Origin of the sequence: Rhodococcus sp. NPDC076796 (assembly GCF_040702765.1) — a bacterium.
Lineage (GTDB): Bacteria > Actinomycetota > Actinomycetes > Mycobacteriales > Mycobacteriaceae > Rhodococcoides.
In genome coordinates this window covers 65,007-84,135 of record NZ_JBFBMS010000002.1, presented here as the reverse complement: position 1 = coordinate 84,135, position 19,129 = coordinate 65,007, and the positions used below count along the sequence as shown (strand labels likewise).

Annotated in this window: 25 protein-coding genes and 1 pseudogene; 25 read left to right on the top strand and 1 reads right to left on the bottom strand. The window is 66.7% G+C overall.

All coding sequences use genetic code 11. The features are described from left to right. Nucleotides 1–17: 17 nt before the first annotated feature. The 10 genes and pseudogenes from AB0366_RS05495 to AB0366_RS05450 all read left to right on the top strand — a co-directional run. A pseudogene (locus AB0366_RS05495) lies at nt 18–251 on the top strand (hypothetical protein); the annotation flags it as partial. Further along, nucleotides 248–1,396, top strand: a complete 1,149-nt coding sequence (locus AB0366_RS05490; RefSeq protein ID WP_366243030.1) for a hypothetical protein — start codon at nt 248–250, stop codon at nt 1,394–1,396. The pseudogene AB0366_RS05495 and the gene AB0366_RS05490, both read left to right, overlap by 4 nt. 12 nt (nt 1,397–1,408) lie before the next feature. Next, nucleotides 1,409–2,251, top strand: coding sequence for a sugar phosphate isomerase/epimerase (locus AB0366_RS05485; RefSeq protein ID WP_366243029.1), 843 nt, complete (start codon nt 1,409–1,411; stop codon nt 2,249–2,251). Between the two features lie 22 nt (nt 2,252–2,273). Next, the gene (locus tag AB0366_RS05480) at nt 2,274–3,131 is read left to right on the top strand and encodes a thioesterase family protein (protein WP_366243028.1); all 858 of its coding nucleotides are present in this window, start codon (nt 2,274–2,276) and stop codon (nt 3,129–3,131) included. A gap of 19 nt (nt 3,132–3,150) precedes the next feature. Beyond that, the gene (gene proC, locus AB0366_RS05475; protein WP_121873626.1) at nt 3,151–3,966 is read left to right on the top strand and encodes a pyrroline-5-carboxylate reductase; all 816 of its coding nucleotides are present in this window, start codon (nt 3,151–3,153) and stop codon (nt 3,964–3,966) included. Between the two features lie 127 nt (nt 3,967–4,093). Next, nucleotides 4,094–4,330 (top strand): helix-turn-helix domain-containing protein, encoded by a 237-nt coding sequence (locus AB0366_RS05470; RefSeq protein ID WP_008713658.1) that lies wholly within the window; start codon nt 4,094–4,096, stop codon nt 4,328–4,330. Between the two features lie 204 nt (nt 4,331–4,534). Next, nucleotides 4,535–4,636 carry an AURKAIP1/COX24 domain-containing protein gene (locus AB0366_RS05465; protein WP_003402602.1) on the top strand — a complete coding sequence of 34 codons (102 nt, stop codon included), beginning with the start codon at nt 4,535–4,537 and terminating at the stop codon, nt 4,634–4,636. A 144-nt stretch (nt 4,637–4,780) separates the two neighbouring features. Beyond that, complete coding sequence (locus tag AB0366_RS05460) at nt 4,781–5,926, top strand: NAD-dependent epimerase/dehydratase family protein (protein WP_366243027.1); 1,146 nt, start codon at nt 4,781–4,783, stop codon at nt 5,924–5,926. Further along, nucleotides 5,923–6,972, top strand: a complete 1,050-nt coding sequence (locus tag AB0366_RS05455; RefSeq protein ID WP_121873469.1) for a lysophospholipid acyltransferase family protein — start codon at nt 5,923–5,925, stop codon at nt 6,970–6,972. Before AB0366_RS05460 ends, AB0366_RS05455 begins: the two co-directional genes overlap by 4 nt. A gap of 22 nt (nt 6,973–6,994) precedes the next feature. Then, nucleotides 6,995–7,483 (top strand): GNAT family N-acetyltransferase, encoded by a 489-nt coding sequence (locus tag AB0366_RS05450; RefSeq protein WP_121873625.1) that lies wholly within the window; start codon nt 6,995–6,997, stop codon nt 7,481–7,483. Between the two features lie 16 nt (nt 7,484–7,499). On the opposite strand, the gene AB0366_RS05445 is transcribed toward AB0366_RS05450, so the two are convergent. Then, a complete protein-coding gene (locus AB0366_RS05445) occupies nt 7,500–8,435 on the bottom strand; it encodes an HAD-IB family hydrolase (protein WP_366243785.1) in 936 nt (311 codons plus the stop codon). 206 nt (nt 8,436–8,641) lie between these two features. On the opposite strand from AB0366_RS05445, the gene AB0366_RS05440 reads away from it, so the two are divergent. The 15 genes from AB0366_RS05440 (at nt 8,642) to AB0366_RS05370 (ending at nt 19,019) form a co-directional block, all read left to right on the top strand. Continuing rightward, on the top strand, nt 8,642–8,923 hold the full coding sequence (locus AB0366_RS05440) for a glutaredoxin family protein (RefSeq protein ID WP_366243026.1): 282 nt from the start codon (nt 8,642–8,644) through the stop codon (nt 8,921–8,923). A 156-nt stretch (nt 8,924–9,079) separates the two neighbouring features. Next, nucleotides 9,080–9,925, top strand: coding sequence for a redox-sensing transcriptional repressor Rex (locus AB0366_RS05435; RefSeq protein ID WP_366243025.1), 846 nt, complete (start codon nt 9,080–9,082; stop codon nt 9,923–9,925). After that, entirely contained in the window at nt 9,922–11,334 is a 1,413-nt protein-coding gene (locus AB0366_RS05430; RefSeq protein ID WP_149406652.1) for a glutamyl-tRNA reductase, read from the top strand. The genes AB0366_RS05435 and AB0366_RS05430 overlap by 4 nt, the downstream gene beginning before the upstream one ends. Nucleotides 11,335–11,339: 5 nt before the next feature. Next, nucleotides 11,340–12,308, top strand: a complete 969-nt coding sequence (gene hemC / locus AB0366_RS05425; RefSeq protein WP_366243783.1) for a hydroxymethylbilane synthase — start codon at nt 11,340–11,342, stop codon at nt 12,306–12,308. After that, nucleotides 12,301–12,471 carry a hypothetical protein gene (locus AB0366_RS05420; protein WP_156516050.1) on the top strand — a complete coding sequence of 57 codons (171 nt, stop codon included), beginning with the start codon at nt 12,301–12,303 and terminating at the stop codon, nt 12,469–12,471. Before hemC ends, AB0366_RS05420 begins: the two co-directional genes overlap by 8 nt. Continuing rightward, complete coding sequence (locus tag AB0366_RS05415; protein WP_068046447.1) at nt 12,468–14,030, top strand: bifunctional uroporphyrinogen-III C-methyltransferase/uroporphyrinogen-III synthase; 1,563 nt, start codon at nt 12,468–12,470, stop codon at nt 14,028–14,030. Before AB0366_RS05420 ends, AB0366_RS05415 begins: the two co-directional genes overlap by 4 nt. 49 nt (nt 14,031–14,079) lie before the next feature. Then, nucleotides 14,080–15,054, top strand: coding sequence for a porphobilinogen synthase (gene hemB, locus AB0366_RS05410; protein WP_366243024.1), 975 nt, complete (start codon nt 14,080–14,082; stop codon nt 15,052–15,054). Further along, complete coding sequence (locus AB0366_RS05405; RefSeq protein WP_366243023.1) at nt 15,051–15,689, top strand: hypothetical protein; 639 nt, start codon at nt 15,051–15,053, stop codon at nt 15,687–15,689. The genes hemB and AB0366_RS05405 overlap by 4 nt, the downstream gene beginning before the upstream one ends. A gap of 80 nt (nt 15,690–15,769) precedes the next feature. Then, complete coding sequence (locus AB0366_RS05400; RefSeq protein ID WP_155290783.1) at nt 15,770–15,943, top strand: hypothetical protein; 174 nt, start codon at nt 15,770–15,772, stop codon at nt 15,941–15,943. A gap of 69 nt (nt 15,944–16,012) precedes the next feature. Continuing rightward, nucleotides 16,013–16,453: a hypothetical protein gene (locus AB0366_RS05395; protein WP_082323454.1), complete on the top strand. Its 441-nt coding sequence runs from the start codon at nt 16,013–16,015 to the stop codon at nt 16,451–16,453. A gap of 1 nt (nt 16,454) precedes the next feature. After that, nucleotides 16,455–16,943, top strand: coding sequence for a hypothetical protein (locus AB0366_RS05390; protein ID WP_366243022.1), 489 nt, complete (start codon nt 16,455–16,457; stop codon nt 16,941–16,943). Next, entirely contained in the window at nt 16,940–17,191 is a 252-nt protein-coding gene (locus AB0366_RS05385) for a hypothetical protein (RefSeq protein ID WP_366243021.1), read from the top strand. The genes AB0366_RS05390 and AB0366_RS05385 overlap by 4 nt, the downstream gene beginning before the upstream one ends. A 16-nt stretch (nt 17,192–17,207) precedes the next feature. After that, nucleotides 17,208–17,489, top strand: coding sequence for a metal-sensitive transcriptional regulator (locus tag AB0366_RS05380; RefSeq protein ID WP_032393890.1), 282 nt, complete (start codon nt 17,208–17,210; stop codon nt 17,487–17,489). A gap of 20 nt (nt 17,490–17,509) precedes the next feature. After that, the gene (locus AB0366_RS05375; RefSeq protein WP_149406656.1) at nt 17,510–17,713 is read left to right on the top strand and encodes a heavy-metal-associated domain-containing protein; all 204 of its coding nucleotides are present in this window, start codon (nt 17,510–17,512) and stop codon (nt 17,711–17,713) included. An 88-nt stretch (nt 17,714–17,801) separates the two neighbouring features. Continuing rightward, nucleotides 17,802–19,019, top strand: a complete 1,218-nt coding sequence (locus tag AB0366_RS05370; protein ID WP_262498463.1) for a sorbosone dehydrogenase family protein — start codon at nt 17,802–17,804, stop codon at nt 19,017–19,019. The last annotated feature ends 110 nt before the right edge of the window (nt 19,020–19,129 follow it).

Below are 19,129 nucleotides of genomic sequence, written 5' to 3'. Positions count from 1 at the left end.
GGTGCAGACGCGGCTCGAGGCAACTCGTAGCGTTCGTATCGCGGATCCTGGCGGCCGACCGTGCAGAATTGGAAGGTGTCAGCGCCGACAGGTCGCCACAACTGGTGGCCGGGGCTCTGGTAGCGGAGGCGAGCATGCGGGCATCGACAGCGGAGTCACTCGAGATATGCCCGTGGGCGCTGAAGGAAGGTTTGATGTTGAGGAAGCTGGACCCCGAAGCCGACGGCGATCTGGTGGGGCGTTCGAGATGAGCGACACCAACCCGGAGGACACCGGACAGATCTCGGTTGCCGAGCTACTGGCCCGAAACGGTCAGAAGACGAACCTGAGCGCAGGTGGTCGCCGTCGCCGCGGCGTCAAGGGCGGTATCTCCGTCGCCGAGCTGACCGGTGAGATCCCCGTCGTCCGCGACGAGCCGGGCAACCGCAGCGCCCCGGTGGTCGAGACCCCGGATCCCGATGCGTCCGAGCCCGAGACACCCGACGTGGCGCCGCAGAGCAGCGATGCGGCCGAGGACGACTCACCCGCCGCCGTCTCCTCCCGGCCGCAACCGGCAGCGCCGCAGAGCACGCGACCCACTCCGTTCCAACCGGCAGGCAAGCGCGAGAAGCAGCAGCCCGAGCCGGAACTGCTGTCCGGCTCCACCACGGTGGCCGGTGACCTGCTCAACCGCTCGCACGACGACACCGAACGCGCCAAGCGCCCGGCTGCGCCCACGACGGCGACGTCGGATCGGCTTCCGTACGGATCCACCGCGGCCGAGCAGGGTCGGACCCGCAAGCCGGTGGGATTCCGAGCATCGCGGCAGGTCGAGGTGGCCGAGCCGAACACCGACGTCGCTCCGCGAGCAGCGATCATCGACGTCGACGACCTGGCCAAGACTGCGGTGTCCCCGCGTATTGCGCGCGCCGACGAACCGACAGCCGAGTCGGCCGACGAGCAGGCGGAGACCGAGACGTCCGCTAAGACCGAGGTCGTCGATCTCGTGAAGCCGGAGATCGACGACGAGCCGAAGACCGCGACCGACGTCGAGGCCGACACGGCAACCGACGACGCATCGGACGCGGAGGCCGACAGCGCGACTGCGGCCTCGCGCACCGACCGCCGGGCAGCGGCCGTCAAGGGCAAGGGCGGTGCCGTCCGGCAGTGGCTGGTGCTGATCGGTCAGGCCGTGGTGTCGATCGCCGTCGGCGCGCTGCTGTTCAAGGGCTTCGAGCAACTGTGGGACGTGTTGCCGTGGGTCGCGCTGGTGCTGTCGGTGCTGGTCATCGTCGGGCTCGTCGCGGTGGTGAGAATTCTGCGGCGCACCGACGATCTGATATCGATCGTCATCGCGATCGCCGTCGGTGTCTTCGTCACGCTCGGTCCGCTCGCCTTCCAGCTCAGTACCGGCTGAGCCGGCACAGCGATGGGTGCGAAGCGAATTCAGGTGGGACTGTCCACGGCCTCGGTCTACCCGCAGAACACCGAGGCGGCGTTCCGCTACGCGGCGGAGCTCGGTTACGACGGCGTCGAACTGATGGTGTGGGCCGAGTCGGTCAGTCAGGACGTCGACGCGGTGGCCGCGCTGTCGCGGGAGTACTCGATGCCGGTGCAGGCCATCCATGCGCCGTGTCTGCTGATCTCGCAGCGAGTGTGGGGATCGGATCCGGTCGCCAAACTCGCCCGTTCGGTCGAGGCGGCCGAGAAGCTGGACTCGGCGACGGTCGTGGTGCACCCACCGTTCCGATGGCAGCGCAAGTACAGCGATGGCTTCGCCGATCAGGTCGCCGAACTCGAATCGAACTCGCACGTGGTGGTCGCCGTCGAGAACATGTTCCCGATGCGTGCCGACCGCTTCTTCGGGCGCAAGGAGAAATCCGCGCAGCGACTCGAACGACGCGGTGGGCCGGGCGCAGCCCTGTCGGCGTTCTCGCCGTCGTACGACCCGACGGATGTCGGCCACGGTCACTACACCCTCGACCTCTCGCACACGGCCACCGCAGGCTCGGACGCGCTCGAGATGCTCGACCGTATGGGCGAGGGCATCGCGCACCTGCATCTGGCCGACGGCCGGGGCGCATCGGTCGACGAGCATCTGATCCCCGGCCACGGCAGCCAGCCGTGCGTGGAGGTGTGCACCGAACTGGTGCGCCGCGGCTTCGAGGGGCAGGCGGTGATCGAGATCAACACGCAGAATGCGCGGACGGTCCCGGAGCGTTCCTCGATGCTCGGGCAAGCACTGCAGTTCGCCCGCGCACACCTGTCCTGAGGCCGCCGGTAAGTTGTCGTCAATGAGTTCAGCCAGCCCCTTCAAAGCCGCCACCACCCTGACCGCGCTCGAGGTCGCCGCCGACACCGCGTCGTTCGCGGGCGCGATCGACTCCACCTGGACCATCGGTCCGAAGGTGCACGGCGGCGCGATGCTCGCCGTCTGCGCGGCAGCAGCGCGTCAGCACATCGTCGCGACCGACCCGGATCAGACCGAGATCCAGCCGCTCGCGGTGAGCGTCAGCTACCTGGCCGCGCCCGATCCCGGTGAGGTCGCGCTGACGACGGTGGTGCGCAAGCGCGGTCGCCAGGTCTCGCACGTCGACGTCGAACTCACCCAGGCCGGACGCGTTGCCGTGCGGGCGGTGGTGACCCTCGGTCGTCCCGATTCCGACGAACCCCATCTTCAGACGCCGACGTCGCTGGCGTCGATGGCCGCCGAGCCGCCTGCGGAGACCCTCGCGGTGGCAGGCGATCATCCGATGGCGTCCATCGTGCACGTCGCCAAGGGCTGCGAGATGCGTATCGACGCGTCGTCGGCGTCGTTCCTGACCGGTCAGCAGGGCGAGGCGGAGATTCGCTTGTGGGTGCGTCCCTTCGCGGGCGACGAGGCCGACGTCGACACCGCAGTGCTGTTCGCACTGATGACCGGAGACATCTCGGCTCCGGTGACCATGAACCGCGGAATGTTCGGTTGGGCTCCGACCGTGCAGTTGACGACCTACCTGCGACGCCGTCCGGCACCGGGGTGGCTGCGCGTGGCGGCGACCAGCACCGTCATCGGCAGCACCTGGTTCGAGGAGGACCACGTGGTGCTGGATTCGACCGGTGCCGTCGTGGTGCAGAGCAGACAGTTGGCGATGGTGCCGCGCTCGAACTGACATGGCAGGCTTGGCGTCCATGACGAGAATTGCAGTGATCGGCGGCGGACGGATCGGCGAGGCGTTGATTGCGGGACTCCTCGAGTCCGGCCACGCAGTGCGCGATCTGGTGGTCGCCGAGAAGTCCGAGACCCGTGCCAAGGAGATCGCCAAGGAATTCGGAGTACTGACCACCACGGTCGGCGACGCATCCGAGGGTGCCGACGTGATCGTGCTGGCGGTCAAGCCGGCCGACGTCGAAGCGGCACTGACCGAGATCACCAAGATCGAACTCGACGGCGATCGCGAACAGCTCATCGTCTCGCTGGCCGCAGGCGTCCCCACCACCAAGTTCGAGCCCAAGCTCCCCGCCGGCTTCCCAGTGGTTCGGGTCATGCCCAACACCCCGATGCTGGTGGGGGAGGGTGTCAGCGTGCTGGCACCGGGCAAGTACGCCCGCGCCGAGCACCTCGAACTCGTGCGCTCGATCCTCTCGGCCGTCGGCAAGGTGGTCGTGGTCAAGGAGAATCAGCTCGATGCCGTGACGGCCGTGTCCGGCTCCGGTCCGGCCTATTTCTTCCTGGTGGCCGAGGCCATGATCGACGCGGGAGTGGGCTTGGGATTGAGCCGCGACGTGGCGTCGGCGCTCGTGGTTCAGACGATGGTGGGGTCGGGGGCGATGCTCGATCGCTCCGACGAGAGCGCGAGCGAGCTTCGATATGCGGTGACTTCTCCGGGCGGAACTACCGCCGCTGCGGTGCGTGAATTGGAGAGAAAGGGCCTTCGAGCAGCGTTTTTCGATGCTCTCGGTGCCGCAAATGCCCGATCCACTGAGATGGGCATCACAGCAGAATAAAAAATCTTTTCCCCACACCCGTCGCAGTAACCCCATCTGTCCCTATAGGCTCGGGGGCAGCACGTGCGTGTCTGTTCGGCAGGAGGGGAAGCCTGCCGCATGAGACGTGCCGGAGGTATGTGGATTGATGGCGTCTATAAACAAGCCGTCCAAGGGTTCGTCCCCGGACGGTCAACCGGCTCTGGCCGGAACGCAGTTCCTCACGGTCGCCGAAGTGGCGACGCTGATGAGGGTTTCGAAAATGACCGTGTACCGGCTGGTGCACGGCGGAGAATTGCCCGCTGTACGAGTGGGTCGATCTTTTCGTGTGCACGCCAAGGCGGTCCACGACTATCTCGAGACCTCGTACTTCGACGCAGGCTAGTAGTGCACGTGGGGCCGGTTTCGTAAGTCCTGGTTCACACCGGTAGGATTGGCGCTCGTCGTGCCAGCCAGCCGGTGTGCAGCCGTGGGCGAGTACGTGGCCCCAGCGCCAGCTCGGTAACCGCAGCCCCAGGGCTTGGTTGTCAGGTAGGCGTACGCAAACGGCGTGCGCGAAAACGCTAGAGAAGAACGTGAGGACACCCGCATGGGTTCAGTGATCAAGAAGCGTCGCAAGCGCATGTCGAAGAAGAAGCACCGCAAGCTGCTTCGTCGTACCCGCGTGCAGCGCAGGAAACTCGGCAAATAAGCCTGCCGTCATCTGCTTCACGAAGAAGCCCGTCACCATCGGTGGCGGGCTTCTTCTGTTCGAAGAACGGGCTTTGCTTCTCACCCACGCCGACCCCTGCCGATCCAGTAGGCTTTGCAGCGGAACCGACGTTGGGGGTGCGCAGTGAGTCCGAGCGATCGTGGATCGGCTGCGCCCCGAGTGGTCCTCGTGACCGGAGCGAGCCGATTTCTCGGCGGCTACCTCGTCACCAGGCTGGCCCAGAATCCGAATATCGAGCGCGTCATCGCCGTCGATGCGGTCTCTCCGAGCAAGGATCTGGTGCGCCGCATGGGTCGCGCGGAATTCGTCCGCGCCGACATCCGTAATCCGCTGATCGGCAAAGTGATTCGCAATGCCGGCGTCGACACCGTCGTGCACGCAGCCACCGTCGCCAAGCCGCCGAAATCCGGTGGCCGCGCGACGATGAAAGACCTCAACGTCATCGGCGCGATGCAGCTGTTCGCCGTCTGTCAGAAGTCACCGACCGTCGAGAGGGTCGTCCTGCGTTCGTCGTCCTCGGTGTACGGCTGCAGCGCCAAGGACCCGGTGAAATTCACCGAGGAGATGAGTGCCCGACGCCCCCCGAGCGGTGGGTACGCGCGGGACTCGATCGACATCGAGGGATACGCGCGCGGGCTCGGCCGCCGACGATCGGACATCGCGGTGTCGATCCTGCGCATGGCGCCGCTGATCGGTCCACGACTGAACGGCACCATCTCGCGCTACATGACCTCGCCGCTGATCCCCAGCATCGTCGGCCGCGACGCACGCATGCAGTTGCTGCACGAGGAAGACGCCCTTGCTGCGCTCGAGCGCGCCACTCTCGGCGGGTCGGCGGGCACGTTCAACATCGGTGCCGACGGAACGATCATGCTCTCCCAGGCAATTCGCCGAGCCGGCCGTGTTCAGGTGCCGGTACCGTTTCCACTCTTCAAGAGCGTCGGCCGCGCCCTGATGGGTGGCATGATGCGCGAGTTCACCACCGAGCAACTCGACTACTTCCACTTCGGCTGCGGACTCGACACCACCCGCATGCGGTCCGTCCTGGGCTTCGAGCCGCGGTGGACTACGGTTCAGGCATTCGACGACTTCGTCCGAGGAGCAGCGCTGCGGCCGGTCATCAGAACCGAATGGGTGGACAGCATCGAAGATCGACTGGTCTCGGCCGTCGAAACAGGCGCGTCCACGGCGCGTGCACTGGCCGCACTGCGCAGTTCGGAACCGGTGCGTGGTTCGGAAGCAGTGCTCGGTTCGGGAGGGGACGGGTGAGCGAGGTGGCAAAAGTGATTCCATTGCACGGCGGCACGACCGGCCGTTCGGCCCGAGCGGCTGCGGGCTCGCGTGAGCGGCACCCCTCCGCCTACGCCGATCCTCGAGAGCCGACGCCGTTGCTGGACCCGGCGCCTGCCGAGGCGTCGGCCGTGACGCCGTCCATCCCGACTCCGTTGCTGTCGATGATCGACGACACCAAGTCCACGATCGTCGACCAGATCTCCTCGGTCGCCGAGTTCGTACGCAGGCGGCTGGCCGGTGACTACAGCGTCGACGAGTTCGGCTACGACCCGCACTTCGCCGACGCGGTCTGGCTTCCGTTGCTGCGGCCGCTCTTCGACAAGTGGTTCCGTGTCGAGGTCAAGGGCATCGAGAACATTCCGTCCGACGGCGGCGCGCTCGTCGTCGCCAACCATGCGGGCGTCGTGCCCGTCGATGCATTGATGGCGTCGGTCGCCGTCCGCGATCACCACCCGGCGCACCGCCCTCTGCGAATGTTGGCCGCCGACATGGCATTCGAGATGCCCGGCGTCGGCACGATCGCGCGCAAGGCCGGGCACACGCTGGCCTGCAACCCCGACGCCGAGCGTCTGCTGCGTACCGGCGAGGTCGCCGCCGTGTTCCCCGAGGGGTTCAAGGGCATCGGCAAACCGTTCAGTGAGCGCTACAAGCTGCAGCGATTCGGTCGCGGCGGATTCGTCTCGGCTGCTTTGCGGACGGGTGTGCCGATCATCCCGTGCTCCATCGTCGGCTCGGAGGAGATCTACCCCAAGATCGGCGACATCGCGCCACTGGCCCGACTGATGGGCATGCCCTACTTTCCGGTCACGCCGTTCTTCCCGCACCTCGGCCCGCTGGGCCTGATCCCGATGCCGTCCAAGTGGTACATCGAGTTCGGCAAACCGATCCTCACCGATGGGTACGACTCCACCGCGTTCGAGGATCCGATGGTGCTGTTCGAGTTGACCGACCACGTCCGCGAGACCATTCAGCACACGCTGTATCGACTGCTTGCCAAGAGGCGCAACGTCTTCCTGGGTTAGACGCTCGGGTTATCGTGTGGCAGTGCATATTCGCGATACTGCCGCTGCCGATCTACCGGAGATTCTCGACATCCACAACGATGCGGTCGCCAACACCACCGCCATCTGGGACGAGGAACAGGTCGATCTCGCCGATCGCACAGCCTGGTTCGAGGGCCGGATCGCCGCTGGATACCCGGTACTCACCGCAGAGGTCGACGGACGGGTGGCCGGATACGCGTCGTACGGGCAGTGGCGGGTCAAGAGCGGCTACCGGCATTCGGTGGAACACTCGGTGTACATCCACCGAGACTTCTACCGCCGCGGGCTGGCCAGTGCGCTACTGGGCGAGTTGATCGAGCGAGCGAAAGCACGCGACGTTCACGTGTTGGTGGGGTTCATCGAATCCGAGAACACCACCTCGATCGCTCTGCACGAGAAGTTCGGGTTCGTCACCGTCGGACAGATGCCGCAAGTGGGCGTCAAGTTCGGTCGGTGGCTGGACCTGACGCTGATGCAGCTCACGCTCTGATCGCCGTCCGGATGGATCAGGCCTTACGACGGCCGATCACCGCGGCCAGCCCACCGCCGACCGCGCCCAAGGCCAACGCCGTGGGCACACCGATCTTGGCGGCCTTGCGTCCGGTGCGGTAGTCGCGGATCTCCCAACCCCGGTTCTTGGCCAGCTCACGCAGGTCGGTATCGGGGTTGATCGCCACGGCGGTGCCGACCAGCGAAAGCATCGGCACGTCGTTGTGGCTGTCCGAGTACGCGGTGCAGCGCTTGAGATTGAGACCTTCACGCACGGCCAGCGAGCGCACTGCGTGCGCCTTGCCGATGCCGTGCAGGATGTCGCCGACGAGACGGCCGGTGAACACCCCGTCCTTGCTCTCGGCGACGGTTCCGAGGGCCCCGGTCAAGCCCAGGCGCTTGGCGATGATCTGGGCCAGTTCGAGGGGAGTGGCCGTCACCAGCCAGACCTGCTGCCCGGCGTCGAGGTGCATCTGAGCGAGAGCCCGGGTACCGGCCCAAATCTTGTCGGCGATCACCTCGTCATAGATCTCCTCGCCGAGCCGGGTCAGCTCCGAGGTGGGACGGCCGGTGATGAACGAGAGCGCCTTCTCGCGGCCGCTGGCCACGTCCTCGCTGTTCTCTTTCCCGCTGACCCTGAATTTGACCTGCTGCCAAGCGAATTGGGCCAGATCGCCGCTGGTGAAGTACTTGCGGGCGGCCAATCCGCGAGCGAAGTGAATGATCGACGCGCCCTGCACCATCGTGTTGTCCACGTCGAAGAAGGCAGCAGCAGTCAGATCCCGCGGAACGGCACCCTCGGACTCGATCTGCAACGCCAGAGCCGCATCGGCACTGGCCTGACCTGCAACGTTGGCGCGGACCTCGGCGTCCGTCGGACCGAACGGATTGCGAATCCTGCGGATGCGGCGCTTGAACTGCTTGTCTTCGCTCGGGTCGTTCGTATCGACCATGTCGATATCGGGCGTGTTCTCGATCGGCAGGTCTGTTCCCCCGTCACTCACTTCCGTCCACCTCCCAGTCGAGTCGCTCGCCGCAAGCCTAGTCGGGGTTGTCCGGGCGACGTGTGAAGGGCAGCACTGCACGCCTGTCGTTCGGCCCCCGATCGGACCGCGGACTGTGACCTTCGTCTCTGTCGCGGCCGTGTCACAGTGGACGCATGCAGACGACTGAAACCGGCGTGGCTCTTCTCACCCGCGCAGGCTGCCATTCCTGCACTCACGCGTTCGAGGTGTTGAGCGAGGTGTGCCGGGAATTCGACGTGCCGGTCACCGTCGTCGACGTGGACGAGGCGGCAGCGGAATCGCCTGACCTGCGTGCGGAGTACGGGGATCGAGTGCCCGTGGTGCTCCTCGACGGCATCGAACACAGTTACTGGGAGGTAGACGTGCCGCGGTTGCGGGCCGATCTCACCCGGGCAGGGCACCCTAAGAACGTGTGATTGCTCTCGCGTGTGCAGGTGAGGGCCGGTGTGCGCAACTTTGTTCATTCGTTCACAAGCAGTTACCGTGGTGTGAACAGCGTCCGTGAAATAGACACGAACGCAGGATCAGCGTGAAGACCGGCATCGACGCCGTTCGGACGAGGAGCCCCAGACGTGACCGAAGAGCGCCCGTCGCCCAGCGGCGTAGAGCGGGTCATCCCTCAGGCTACGGTCACTCGTCTGGCGACGTACCTGCGGGTCCTCTCGATCCTCGCAGACGAGGGCGTTCTCATCGTCTCCAGTGAAGAACTGGCCACCGCAGCAGGCGTCGGATCGGCCAAACTGCGCAAGGATCTCTCCTTTCTCGGCCCCAATGGCGTACGCGGAGTCGGCTACGACGTGGCCCGCCTCCGCGCCAAGATCGACAGCGCACTCGGACTCGATCGCGGCCACCGCGTCGTTCTGGCGGGAGTCGGCAACCTCGGGCAGGCGCTGGCCGGATACGGCGGATTCGCTCGACGCGGGTTCACGATGGTCGGACTGTTCGACAGCGACCCGAAGCGGGTCGGCACCGACATCGACGGCCTCACCGTCCGGCACGTCGACGAACTCGTCGTCGCCTGCCGTGAACTCGAAGCCACCATCGGCGTCATCGCCACCCCCGACGAGGCCGTGCACAGCGTCGCCGAGAAGCTCGTCGCCGGTGGCGTCGAATGCATCCTGAGCTTCTCGCCGATGGTCCTCGACGTACCCGAACACGTCGAGGTGCGGCGCGTGGACCTGGCGGTGGAGATGCAGGTGCTCTCCTTCAACAGCTCGCGCAACGTCTCCGGATCGAGCGATATCGCCGATCCGGCCATCGTCGCCGCGCCCCGGCCGCAGCCGGTATCGCCGCCCCCTCTCGCATCCTCACCGCTCACGTCCACGGCACGCCTCGGCCGCAGTCACGGCCCGCGCATCGCCGGCAATCCAAGCCCAGTCAACAGTTCGACAAGAAACGGATCGGTGATTGCACCGTGAGTGTCCTTCTCGTCGGGATTTCGCACCGTAGCGCTCCCGTCGCAGTCCTCGAGCGTGTCGCCATCACGGACACCGATCGCCCGAAACTGACCGACAAGCTGATGGCCAGCGGAAGCATTTCCGAGGTCATGGTGGTGTCCACGTGCAATCGCGTCGAGATCTACGCCGTCGTCGACGCCTTCCACGGCGCGCTGACCGCCGTCGGCGAAGTTCTCGGCGAACACTCCGGGCTCGAGATCGCGGACCTGACCAAGCACGCCTACGTCCGCTACAGCGAGGCCGCCGTCGAGCACCTCTTCGCCGTGGCCAGTGGCCTCGACTCGATGGTCATCGGCGAGCAGCAGATTCTCGGCCAAATCCGTTCGGCCTACGCCGCGTCGGACGGGCAGCAGGCCTCGGGCCGCGTGATGCACGAACTGGCTCAGCAGGCCCTGCGCGTGGGCAAGCGTGTGCACAGTGAAACCGGAATCGACGCCGCCGGAGCCTCGGTGGTCTCGGTCGCCCTCGACCGCGCCGCCGAATTGTTCGACGGTTCCCTCGCCGGCCGCAAAGCCGTCGTCCTCGGTGCCGGAGCGATGGGCGGCCTCGCCGTCGCCCACCTCGGCCGCGCAGGCATAGCCGAGCTGACCGTCGTCAACCGCACCCGCGAGCGAGCCGACCACCTGGCCGAGAACGCCGTCTCCAACGGCATCACGGCAACCTCGGTCGCTCTCGAGGACCTGGCCGACGCAGTCGCCGAGGCCGACATCCTCCTCACCTGTACCGGAGCGGTGGGGGCCGTGGTCTCCATCGCCGACGCCCACCTCGCGCTCGCCCGCCGCGGCTCCGATCGACCGTTGGTCATCTGCGACCTCGGTCTGCCGCGCGACGTCGAACCCGCGGTGTCGGGTCTGCCGGGCATCACCGTCTTCGACATGGAGTCCCTGCAGCGCGATCCCGCCGCCGGTGCCGCGGCGAACGACGCGTCCGCGGCCCGCGAGATCGTCTCCAGTGAACTCTCGGGATACCTTGCCGGACAACGGCTTGCCGAGGTCACCCCCACTGTCACGGCACTGCGCCAGCGTGCTGCAGAGGTGGTCGAGGGAGAGCTGCTGCGTCTCGAATCGCGGCTGCCCGGACTCGACTCGCCGCAGCGTGACGAGGTGGCGCGCACCGTGCGCCGCGTCGTGGACAAGCTGCTGCATTCACCCACCGTGCGCGTCAAGCAGCTCGCCAGCACACCGGGCGGGGATTCCTACGCCGCTGCGCTGCGCGAGTTGTTCGAGCTGAGCCCCGGCTCGGTCGACGCCGTTGCCACGCCGATGGAGATCGGCTCGCTGGAGCTGGTGGACGATTTCACCGCCAGCCGCACCGATTTGCGCTCGGACTCCTACCCCGGCGGAACCACCGGTCAGGAGCGTGCCGAATGACCGGCATCGTCAAGATCGGCACTCGCGGAAGCCTTCTCGCGACCACTCAGGCCGACACCGTTCGGGTTGCCCTCGCGGCAGCCGGAGTCGAAGCGGAACTGGTGATCGTCAAGACTGCCGGCGACCTGTCTGCTGCTCCCGTACAGACGATCGGCGTCGGTGTCTTCACCGCGGCGCTGCGTGAGGCGCTCGCCGACGGCACCGTCGACATCGCCGTGCACTCGTACAAGGATCTGCCGACGGCGGCCGACGAGCGGTTCACCATCGCCGCCATCCCGGCTCGCGAGGACCCGCGCGACGCCCTGGTCGCCCGTGACGGACTGGTACTCGGTGAGTTGCCTGCCGACGCGAAGGTCGGCACGTCCGCCCCGCGCCGTATCGCTCAATTGCGAGCTCTCGGACAGGGATTGGACGTCCGTCCGCTGCGCGGCAACCTCGACACGCGGATCGGAAAGGTCGCGTCGGGAGAGCTCGACGCCGTCATCGTCGCCCGCGCCGGACTGTCCCGCATCGGCCGACTCGACGTCGTCACCGAAGCACTCGACCCGGTTCAGTTGCTCCCGGCACCCGCCCAGGGTGCGCTCGCAGTCGAATGTCGGGTCGAGGACACCGATCTCGCGACCGCCATCGCCACCCTCGACGACGCACACTCACGCGCCGCGGTGGCAGCCGAACGCGGGCTGCTCGCCGAACTCGAAGCCGGCTGCACCGCTCCGGTCGGCGCGATCGCAGAGGTCGTCGAATCCATCGACGAGGACGGCCGCATCTTCGACGAACTGTCCTTGCGGGGCTGCGTCGCGGCCATCGACGGCAGTGACACCATCCGCGCGTCGATCGTCGGATCACCCGACCGAGCCGAGGAGCTGGGCCGGGAATTGGCCCGCGAACTGCTCGATCTCGGTGCGCGCGAACTCGTTTCAGTCACCGAACCAGCACAGGCCGGTTCTCAGGTACAGGGTGGATCTCATGTCTAGGGCCATAACGGCACCCGTCCGTGGACGCGCCAAACGCAAGGCGACCCGTCCGGTGGTGCGAAGAGAGTCGATCGCCACCGCTCGACTGATTCCGAAACGGGGCACCGCAACCCCGATAGAACTGCAGTACCCACACAAGACAGCACTGGAGAACAACCGATGAGCCCAGTCCGCAAGAACACCAACGGACGGATCCTGTTCGTGGGATCCGGGCCGGGTGACCCGGCTCTGCTCACGGTCCGGGCACGGGAAGTGCTCGGAGCGGCCGAGCTCGCATTCACCGATCCCGACGTCGACAAGGGCGTCACCGCCCTGGTCGGTGCCGACGTTCCGCGTGACCCGGAGACGGGCGAGAACGGTGTCGAGGTTCGTCCGGCACTCGGCGAACCGGCCGAGGTCGCCAAAACCCTTCTCGCCGAAGCCAAGAACGGCCACGACGTGGTTCGCCTGGTCTCCGGTGATCCGCTCACGACCGACTCGGTGATCGCCGAGGTCAGCGCCGTCGCTCGCACGCACGTGCCGTTCGAGGTGCTCCCCGGCCTGCCGTCGGGATCGGCCGTCCCCAGCTACGCAGGAATGGCCCTCGGCTCGGGTCACACCGAGGCCGACGTCCGGGGCGAGGTCGACTGGGCAGCACTCGCTGCTGCTCCGGGCCCGCTGGTACTGCACGCAACATCGGGCCACCTGGCCGAAACCGCCAGTGCCCTCGTCGAACACGGTCTGGCACCGCAGACGCCTGCGGCCATCACCGTCCGCGGCACCACCCGTCAGCAGCGCACCGTCGAGGCCACCCTCGCCACCCTCAACGACGCCGGATCCGAGCTCGTCGGATCGCTCGTCGTCACCGTCGGCAAGGTCGTCTCGGGCCGAAACAAGATGTCCTGGTGGGAATCTCGCGCACTGTACGGCTGGACCGTGCTGGTGCCGCGCACCAAGGATCAGGCAGGGGAGATGAGCGATCGACTCGTCACCCACGGAGCCATCCCCATCGAGGTCCCGACCATTGCCGTCGAGCCCCCGCGCAGCCCGGCCCAGATGGAACGGTCCGTCAAGGGCCTGGTCGACGGCCGCTACCAGTGGGTCGTCTTCACCTCCACCAACGCCGTTCGCGCCGTGTGGGAGAAGTTCGAGGAGTTCGGTCTGGACGCTCGTGCGTTCTCCGGTGTCAAGATCGCCTGTGTCGGCGAGGCAACCGCGGCGAAGGTGCGTTCGTTCGGCATCAACCCCGAACTGGTGCCGTCGGGTGAGCAGAGCTCGCTCGGACTGCTCGAGGACTTCCCGCCGTACGACGAGGTCTTCGATCCGGTCAACCGAGTTCTTCTGCCGCGCGCCGACATCGCCACCGAGACTCTCGCCGAGGGCCTGCGCGAGCGGGGCTGGGAGATCGACGACGTCACCGCGTACCGCACCGTCCGGGCAGCACCGCCCCCCGCCGAGACCCGCGAGATGATCAAGACCGGCGGGTTCGACGCAGTGTGCTTCACGTCGAGTTCCACCGTCCGGAACCTGGTCGGCATCGCCGGCAAGCCGCACGCGCGCACACTGGTGGCGTGCATCGGCCCCAAGACCGCCGAGACGGCCGTCGAGTTCGGTCTGCGCGTGGACGTGCAGCCCGAATCGGCACAGGTCGGACCGCTGGTCGAGGCTCTCGCCGAGCACGCGGCTCGCCTGCGGGCCGAGGGCGCACTGCCCCCACCGCGCAAGAAGTCGCGCCGCCGGTAACTCGGCTGCGGATCTCACGATCGGCACACCCGGTCCGTAAGGAGTTCGCTTGTTCCCCACCGACCGTCCCCGACGCCTGCGCCGTACCCCGGCACTGCGTCGGCTCGTGGCCGAGACATCGCTCGAGGCACGGCATCTGGTGCTGCCGATGTTCGTGGCCGACGGCATCACCGAGCCTCGGGCGATCAGCTCGATGCCCGGGGTGTACCAACACACGTTGGATTCGCTGAGCGCTGCGGCCGCCGAAGCCGTTACGGCAGGCGTCGGCGGCGTCATGCTGTTCGGAGTACCGAGGCCCGAGGACAAGGACGAGACCGGCTCGGGTGCAACCGACCCGGACGGAATTCTCAATCGGGGGCTGGCGCGGCTGAAGGCCGACCTCGGGGATTCGACGGTCATCATGGCCGATACCTGCCTGGACGAGTTCACCTCGCACGGGCACTGCGGAGTCCTGGGGGAGAACGGTTCCATCGACAACGACGCCACCCTGCTGCGCTACGTGGACATGGCCGTCGCGCAGGCGGAATCGGGTGCGCACCTGCTCGGACCGAGCGGAATGATGGACGGTCAGGTCGGAGCCATCCGCGCCGGACTCGACGCTGCCGGCCACGTCGAGGTCGGTCAGCTGGCGTACTCGGCGAAATACGCGTCGGCCTTCTACGGCCCGTTCCGCGAAGCAGTGGGGTCCTCGTTGCAGGGTGATCGCCGGACGTATCAACAGGACGCAGCGAACCGCCGCGAGGCCACCCACGAGGTGGAGCTCGATCTCGCCGAGGGTGCCGACATGGTGATGGTCAAGCCGGCGATGTCGTATCTCGATATTCTTCGCGACGTCGCCGAGATGTCACCGGTTCCGGTTGCGGCTTATCAGATCTCCGGGGAATATGCCATGATCACCGCCGCCGCTCAGAACGGGTGGATCGACCGCGACGCAGCGGTACTGGAATCGCTCGTCGGTATCCGGCGCGCCGGTGCCGATGTCGTACTGACCTATTGGGCTACCGAAGTGGCGGGCTGGTTGTGAACGAATTTCCTCCGAACAACAACCCGGACGGCAACAACCCCGACAGCAACACGCCGGGCAACCCACCGCCGCAGCCGGATTGGCAGCGCTGGGAGATGGAGCACGGGTTCCCGCAGTCAGGACCGGACCTCGAGCCGACCCCACGTCCGGCCCCCGTCGACGTCGAGACCGCACGCCACCTGTGGTGGGGAGTGGCGCTGATCGGGGCGCTCTCGGCGCTGTTCTCGGTGTGGACGCTGTTCGGGGCGCGCGAGGAATTCGCGCAGTCCCTGCTCGACGACCTCGCAGCGCAGGACGCGGCCGCCGACATGACGGTGGAGTCCACGCAGTCGATGGTGACGGTGATGCTCGTCGTCACGGTGTTCGTCGTACTCGGTTTCGGAGCGTTGTTCCTGTTCTGGGTCAAGCGGATGCGCGCGGGCAAGATGTGGGCGCGCATGCTGCTCACCATCATCGGATCGTTCACCGTGTTCACCATGATCCTCGAACTGTTCGCCATTGCGTCGAGCGCAGGCGCGATGAACATCGTGATGAGTGTGCTCGGCATCGGCCAGGGAGTGTTGGCCGCCGGGGCGATCTACCTGATGCACCGTCGGGAATCCAACGAATACTTCGTCGCTTCGGGAAAACGCTAGTTTCGGGCGTGTTCGAGGCTGCGGCACCAGCTGTGTGACTAGCATCACTCTCGATATCTTCTCGAGTGATCGGAACCGACATGGCAGAGCACACCCCTGCAGCAGCGAGTATCACGCAGCCGACCGCAGCACCGGCCGTCGATCGCGAGCCCTGTCCCGCCGAGAGCGGTCGCCCCGGCTGGGCCCTGCTCGGGTTGCTGCTCGCCGTCTCGGCCGCCATCGCGATCATGGCGCTGGGAATTTCTGCAGGCTGAGCGCCGCGTCGGCGAAAGAATCTCTGCCGGCCGAACGCGCAGCTCGCCCGCGGTGGCAGGATGTCTGGCGTGAGCGCAGACACCGACGCACCGATCGCCCGGCCCCGAGTGGTTTCCGCCGCCTACTGGCTGTGGTTGGCCTCGGCGGTGCTGCTCATCGTCGTGTGCATGATCGCCCTGACGCTTCCCGCCGACCAGATCCGCGCATCGTTCACCACCGGCGGTGCGACGGACGAGCAGATCGATTCCTTCCTGACGGTCTTTCGTGGCCTCGGCGTGATCTTCGGTGTGGTCGGGCTGGCCGTCGGTCTGATGTCGGGCCCGGTCCGCGGCGGCGACCGCAGGTTCCGACGCGCCCTGGTAGCGCTGTCCGGAGCCGTTGCGCTGCTGCTGACGTTCGCCGCGCTGGTGTTTCCGTTCGTGCTGCTGGTGATCACCGTCGCGTTGGTGGTCGCAGCAGTTCTGGTCTACCGGCCGTCGGCGCGGGAGTGGTTCGTCCGTGAGCAGTGAGATGAGTAGCGAGACCCCCACCGACGACCCCGTGCTCTTCCACGAGCCCGGTGGGCGATGGCGCATGCTGGCGTGGGGACCGGTGTTCTGCCTGGTGGTGCTCGCGGTCGAACTCGCATCCGGACCGGTGATCCACTGGTTCGCCCTCGCGCTGTTCTCGCTGATCCTCGTCGGTCTCACGTACGTCCAGCTCCGCGCCGCGCGGATGCACGTCAGCGTCGAACTCACCACGCGACGGCTGCGTCAGGGAACCGAGACCGTCGACCTGGTCGAGATAGACGACATACTGCCCCCGGCCGAGTACGCCGACGGTGAATACGAGCCGAAGAGGTGGGAGACCGCGCGCGTACTCGGGGAGCTGTCGGGTGTCCCGCGCAAGCGACACGGCATCGGCCTGCGTCTGGTGGGCGGCGGACTGGTGCAGGCGTGGGCGAAGGACGACGACGGGTTGCGTGCGGCGCTGGAAACCGCGAAGCGGGAGTACCTGTGACGAAGTCACTCGGGTGGGCGGAGCTGGTGCTGGCTCTGCTCGCGGTGATCGGAGCTGTGGCGTGCTGGAACGCCGGGGTGCGCACCACCGAGTTTCCCGCGGTTCCCGATGTGTCCCCGGCGTATTCGGGAACGTTCTACTCGGGGTCCTGGATCGCGCTCGCCGCCCTGGTCGTCACCGTGGCCCTACTGCTCATGGTCGACGGCGTGCGTCGACTCCTGTCGACAGGTGCACCCCCTACCGGGTAGGGGTATGGTGGGCGCTATGAGCAGCTACAGTGCCGAGCAGGACGATCTGCTGAAGCGATTGCGTCGTATCGAGGGTCAAGTGGCCGGGATATCGAGAATGGTCGCAGACGACCGCTATTGCATCGACGTCCTCACCCAGGTGTCCGCGGTGACCAAGGCGCTGCAGTCGGTCTCGTTGAAGCTGCTCGACGCCCACCTCGCGGGATGCGTCGTGGAGGCCGCGAAACACGGCGGACCCGAGGCGGACGCGAAAGTGAAAGAGGCCTCCGAGGCCATCGCGCGCCTGGTTCGTTCCTGACGGAAGAGGAGAAAAGCCAGATGCAGACGACATATTCGGTCGAGGGCATGACGTGCGGGCATTGCGCAGCGTCGGTGAGAGAAGAAGTATCGGAGATCTCGGGAGTCACCGGCGTCGACGTCGATGTGGATTCCGGTGCGGTCGTGGTGAGCAGTGATTCGGCGCTCGATACCGCGACGGTGGACGCCGCTGTCGCCGAAGCCGGGTATCGACTGGTGTCCTGAACACGACCCCGCTCGGTCGGTGGTTCGGAAGTCGCGAAAACGGTAATAACGGAAAAATGGGACTCACCGAAATTCGTCAGGAGCGCTCGTGAAGAAACCGGTCACCGGCGCAGCGGTCATCGCCATGAGCGTCGCCCTGGTAGCGGCCTGTTCGGCGGACGCCACCGAAGAGGGCGGGGGCGCAGAGCCCACCGAGTCGTCCGCGACCTCGTCGTCGCAGGGCTCTGTTTCCGACTCTGCTCCCTCCTCGGCCGCACCTACCGAACCGCTGCCGAACCTGTCGGTCACCACCGTGCTCGACGGCCTCGACAAACCGTGGGACGTGGTGGTCGCTCCCGATGGCACGGTGCTGACCGGAGAGCGCTCCGGCCGGTTCGTCATCCGCGACTCCGCGGGAGTCCAGCGCGAACTGAACGCGGACCTCGACGACCTCTACGCCGCCGGTGAGACCGGACTCATGGGAATCGCACTGGCTACCGATTTCGCCGCGTCGCGAACGATCTACACCTGTCAGGGTGTGCGCGGCGACGCAGGTAACAACATCGGCGTGATGTCGTGGACCGTGGACCCGGAGTGGACGGCTCTGACGCGCACCGGAACCCTCGTCGACGACATTCCCGTCGCAGACGGCGGGCGTCACGGTGGCTGCCGAATTCTGGCTCATCCCGACGGCACGCTGTACATCGGCACCGGGGACACTGCCAGCCCCAGTGTTCCTCAGGATCGAAACTCGCTGGGCGGCAAGGTGTTACACGTCAACGCAGACGGCACCGCCGCAGCTGATGCACCGGATCGCATCTTCACTCTCGGTCATCGCAATGTGCAGGGACTGGCGATCCGTCCCGGAACCGATCAGATCTTCGAGGTCGAGCAGGGGACGAGCCGCGACGACGAGCTGAACCTGTTGGTGCCGGGCGGCAACTACGGCTATCGCCCCGATCGACGGTCGTCGGTCTACGACGAGTCGGTTCCCATGACCGACCCCGATCGGGTTCCCGGTGCCCTGCCCGCAGTGTGGAGTTCGGGTGATCCGACCATCGCCACCCCCGACGTCACGTTCGCCGACGGGGAGCAGTGGGGGTCCTGGAACGGTGCCGCGGTGATCTCGAGTCAGCAGGGCGAGAAGCTCGTCTTCCTGGCTTTGTCGGAGGACGGAACCGAGTACGTCGCGGAGGCGGAGGCGCTGGAAGGCACCTACGGCAGGCTGCGTTCGCTCACCCCCTTCGGAAGCGACGGCGGCTTCCTGCTCACCACCGACAACGGATCCGACGATCAGGTACTGCTCGTCACGCCCGAGGTCGGCTGAACCCCGGGCAACGAATTGCGTCGTGAGTCGGCGAGCCGCCTGAAGAGTGTGTTTAAGATCATGTGATACCGGTCATATCGGGCCGGTCGCGGATCGTCGTCAGGAGTGTG

Bases quoted from the DNA above. Each gene is read 5' to 3' on its own strand.
- AB0366_RS05480 (WP_366243028.1), top strand. From the start codon at position 2,274: ATGAGTTCAGCCAGCCCCTTCAAAGCCGCCACCACCCTGACCGCGCTC.
- AB0366_RS05390 (WP_366243022.1), top strand. From the start codon at position 16,455: ATGAGTAGCGAGACCCCCACCGACGACCCCGTGCTCTTCCACGAGCCC.
- AB0366_RS05420 (WP_156516050.1), top strand. From the start codon at position 12,301: ATGTCTAGGGCCATAACGGCACCCGTCCGTGGACGCGCCAAACGCAAG.
- AB0366_RS05415 (WP_068046447.1), top strand. From the start codon at position 12,468: ATGAGCCCAGTCCGCAAGAACACCAACGGACGGATCCTGTTCGTGGGA.
- AB0366_RS05375 (WP_149406656.1), top strand. From the start codon at position 17,510: ATGCAGACGACATATTCGGTCGAGGGCATGACGTGCGGGCATTGCGCA.
- AB0366_RS05485 (WP_366243029.1), top strand. From the start codon at position 1,409: ATGGGTGCGAAGCGAATTCAGGTGGGACTGTCCACGGCCTCGGTCTAC.
- AB0366_RS05445 (WP_366243785.1), bottom strand. From the start codon at position 8,435: ATGGTCGATACGAACGACCCGAGCGAAGACAAGCAGTTCAAGCGCCGC.
- AB0366_RS05440 (WP_366243026.1), top strand. From the start codon at position 8,642: ATGCAGACGACTGAAACCGGCGTGGCTCTTCTCACCCGCGCAGGCTGC.
- AB0366_RS05400 (WP_155290783.1), top strand. From the start codon at position 15,770: ATGGCAGAGCACACCCCTGCAGCAGCGAGTATCACGCAGCCGACCGCA.
- AB0366_RS05490 (WP_366243030.1), top strand. From the start codon at position 248: ATGAGCGACACCAACCCGGAGGACACCGGACAGATCTCGGTTGCCGAG.
- proC (WP_121873626.1), top strand. From the start codon at position 3,151: ATGACGAGAATTGCAGTGATCGGCGGCGGACGGATCGGCGAGGCGTTG.
- AB0366_RS05380 (WP_032393890.1), top strand. From the start codon at position 17,208: ATGAGCAGCTACAGTGCCGAGCAGGACGATCTGCTGAAGCGATTGCGT.
- AB0366_RS05470 (WP_008713658.1), top strand. From the start codon at position 4,094: ATGGCGTCTATAAACAAGCCGTCCAAGGGTTCGTCCCCGGACGGTCAA.
- AB0366_RS05465 (WP_003402602.1), top strand. From the start codon at position 4,535: ATGGGTTCAGTGATCAAGAAGCGTCGCAAGCGCATGTCGAAGAAGAAG.